Source organism: Escherichia sp. AM3, from assembly GCF_032029835.1.
Classification (GTDB): Bacteria; Pseudomonadota; Gammaproteobacteria; order Enterobacterales; family Enterobacteriaceae; genus Escherichia; species Escherichia coli.
Genome location: NZ_JAVUPQ010000183.1, coordinates 1 through 2766 on the forward strand (window position 1 = coordinate 1; position 2766 = coordinate 2766).

The window sequence follows — 2766 nt, forward strand, 5'->3', positions numbered from 1 at the left end:
CCGCCAAACTGTCCGAAACCGGACGAATAAACGTGCTTATAAAATCCGGACTGAATAATTTCTGGCGCAAACTCAAAGTCTTCCAGAAGTTCCTGCTTGGTGACATGAAGCACGTTGACCTTGATGTTTTCACGGAAATCAACGCGATCCACCATGGTTTTCAGTGAGCGCCAGAACGACTCGACCTGCTGAAAGGCAGGCGCATGGATGATGACATCCATCTGGCGGCTGATGCGTTCATCAATATCTGCAATCATGCTGTCCACGACCAGTTTATTGACCGGTTCGGCAGATGCAGTGGATTGCAGGATGCTGGCAATAAAGGCTGTCACACCCTGGCGGGCAACGTCATAACCTTCCGAACCGGGCTGAATACGGGTCTGTGCCATGATTTGATCAAGCAGCGACGATGCCTGCTCAGGCTGCCCGGCATGACTGGAAACGAGTTCCTCTTCCTGTAAAGACATACTGAAAATCCTTCTGTTTTAGCTGTGTTTCTGAAACCGGCTTTTCGCCATCAGTGAAGTACGCGCTGCCAGTGCGACGCGCTCTGCTGAAACTCACAAAAATGGATAATCTCATCCAATAGATCACTGATACGGCGATCCAGTGTTGTAATCAGCGCAGCCACACCATCCTGGTTGATTTCAACGGACGGGCTGAAACATACCTGGTAAACCACCTGCAGAATGTCTGCAACAGAGAGGTGGTATGTCCCGGAGATATTTTTGTGTGCCGTCATGCCTGGATAACCCTGTTTAATGAAATAGTGGTGGTTGTTTATTGCTCACCTGGCCGATTTCTTTGAGCAACTGCTCGCGGGACTCTTCATTTTCCAGCAATGCCTGGAGCTGGGTACGGAATGCCGGAAGGTTACCCATCGGCCCCTTCAGTGCAGTCAGTGCTTCACGCAGTTCCAGCAATTTATTCACTTCCGGAACCTGCCGGGCCACGCTATCTGGTGAAAAATCATCCAGTGACTTGATATTCAGCGCCACATTCAGCTCATCGTCCGTTGTGCTTCCCTTCAGCGTGGCGGGGACGGTAAAATTGAGGCCAATGGCTGCTTCAGCCATCACTGCACCGAAATTGTGCTTGTTAACGGAAACTGCCTGACGTTCATCCAGTGAGGATGTTTCCTGCGTATTTCCGGTATCGCCGACAACGAGCATGTTAAGCGGAAGTTCCACTTCAGCCGTCTGGCCATCTGTTTTTGGGACATACGATATATTAATACGTTCGCGAGGCGCGACGCTGCCTTCAAATTTTTTGCTCATAAAAGTGATCCGTCATGTTATCTCGTACAGGCCATGAACACGGCATATTCGTACCGTAAAAAATATCGGAAATGCCGCCTTGATAGCGGTGAAAATAAAATCACCACTCCTTCATCACCCCGCATTTTACGCTTCAAAATAAATAAGAAAAGGACTTTTTATCGATCGTAAAGAGGGGTATTCTGCAAGCGTTAAATAGATTGTATGAACCTGTGCAATTCGCATCAGGTGTATTATGGCAATAATTTAAATATAGAATTTTTATGTATCTTATTGAATTATATAATAATTTTATTAAACATAAGCTAATCTAATGATTGCTTGTTTATATATTTGTTTTGTGATTGATTAAGTGGGTATTTTTAAGGAATATCTCAAAAATTATCAAAATGATAATTCAGAAAGGATAAATACAATATTTATTCATGATTCAGCTTTGGCCATTTTATGGAGGCAATACGGACTTTGAACAGTTGGGTATGGTTATCCAGATATATATTATTAAGTTATTGCTGAATAAGAGATTTAATGATTTTAAAAATAGTTTTTACGACAACCGTAAATTCTAGCTCGGTTTGTATGTAAAAAATACTGAAAATGATGCGGTTCCGTGAAGTGAGCTGCATCTGCCTGTCTGGGATTAACGGCAGGTCATTGTAAGTAGTAATTAACCACGTTAACAAGGAGTTTACAAATGCCAACACCGTGTTATATCTCCATCACTGGTCAGACCCAGGGAAATATTACTGCAGGTGCATTTACCGCTGATTCTGTCGGCAACATCTATGTGCAGGGGCACGAAGACGAGATGCTGGTGCAGGAATTCCTGCATAACGTTACTGTCCCGACCGATCCTCAGTCCGGTCAGCCTGCGGGTCAGCGTGCTCACAAGCCTTTCATTTTTACCGTGGCGCTGAACAAAGCGGTTCCGCTGATGTACAACGCACTGGCCTCCGGCGAAATGCTGCCAACCACTGAACTTCACTGGTGGCGTACCTCTGTGGAAGGCAAACAGGAGCATTATTTCACTACCCGCCTGACTGATTCGACGATTGTCGATATGAAACTGCATATGCCGCATTGCCAGGACCCGGCGAAACGCGAGTTCACCCAGTTGCTCGAAGTTTCACTGGCCTACCGCAAAATTGAATGGGAACACGTCAAATCTGGCACCTCCGGTGCCGACGACTGGCGCGCACCGCTGGAAGCATAAGTTAAGCCAACAGCATCCGGCTATCAGGCCGGATGCTGTTTTTGTATTACGCCGTAGAAAGAAAGGTTGTCAGTAAGGGGTTACGTTCACGGGAGATGGCGGCTGCCGGAAACTTCGGCGGTAGCGTGCCTGAACGCAAGCGTAACACTGTACTGTCACAGCCGCTTTAACAGCGAACTGTCTGTTTTTCCTTAACCCCGGAGGTTGCTATGTCAACCGGATTACGTTTCACGCTGGAAGTGGACGGCCTGCCACCGGATGCTTTGGCGGTGGTTT

The 2766-nt window shown here is 46.7% G+C and carries 4 protein-coding genes and 1 pseudogene; 2 read left to right on the forward strand and 3 right to left on the reverse strand.

The genetic code is table 11. The features are described 5' to 3' along the window. The 3 genes from RTW80_RS23685 to tssB form a co-directional block, all read right to left on the reverse strand. A partial coding sequence (locus tag RTW80_RS23685; RefSeq protein ID WP_312720481.1) for a type VI secretion system contractile sheath domain-containing protein occupies positions 1-467 on the reverse strand: 467 nt, incomplete at its 3' end. A 50-nt stretch (positions 468-517) separates the two neighbouring features. Then, complete coding sequence (locus RTW80_RS23690; RefSeq protein WP_000123970.1) at positions 518-742, reverse strand: hypothetical protein; 225 nt, start codon at positions 740-742, stop codon at positions 518-520. 16 nt (positions 743-758) lie between these two features. After that, positions 759-1277 (reverse strand): type VI secretion system contractile sheath small subunit, encoded by a 519-nt coding sequence (tssB, locus tag RTW80_RS23695; RefSeq protein WP_025693502.1) that lies wholly within the window; start codon positions 1275-1277, stop codon positions 759-761. 694 nt (positions 1278-1971) lie between these two features. On the opposite strand from tssB, the gene RTW80_RS23700 reads away from it, so the two are divergent. Together RTW80_RS23700 and RTW80_RS31700 are read left to right on the forward strand one after the other, a co-directional pair. Next, positions 1972-2490, forward strand: a complete 519-nt coding sequence (locus RTW80_RS23700; protein WP_001142958.1) for an Hcp family type VI secretion system effector — start codon at positions 1972-1974, stop codon at positions 2488-2490. A gap of 209 nt (positions 2491-2699) precedes the next feature. Continuing rightward, positions 2700-2766, forward strand: a pseudogene (locus RTW80_RS31700) (hypothetical protein); the annotation flags it as partial.

What these genes read in the sequence shown, in the direction of transcription:
- RTW80_RS23700 (WP_001142958.1), top strand. Translation starts at nt 1,972, where the DNA reads ATGCCAACACCGTGTTATATCTCCATCACTGGTCAGACCCAGGGAAAT.
- tssB (WP_025693502.1), bottom strand. Translation starts at nt 1,277, where the DNA reads ATGAGCAAAAAATTTGAAGGCAGCGTCGCGCCTCGCGAACGTATTAAT.
- RTW80_RS23690 (WP_000123970.1), bottom strand. Translation starts at nt 742, where the DNA reads ATGACGGCACACAAAAATATCTCCGGGACATACCACCTCTCTGTTGCA.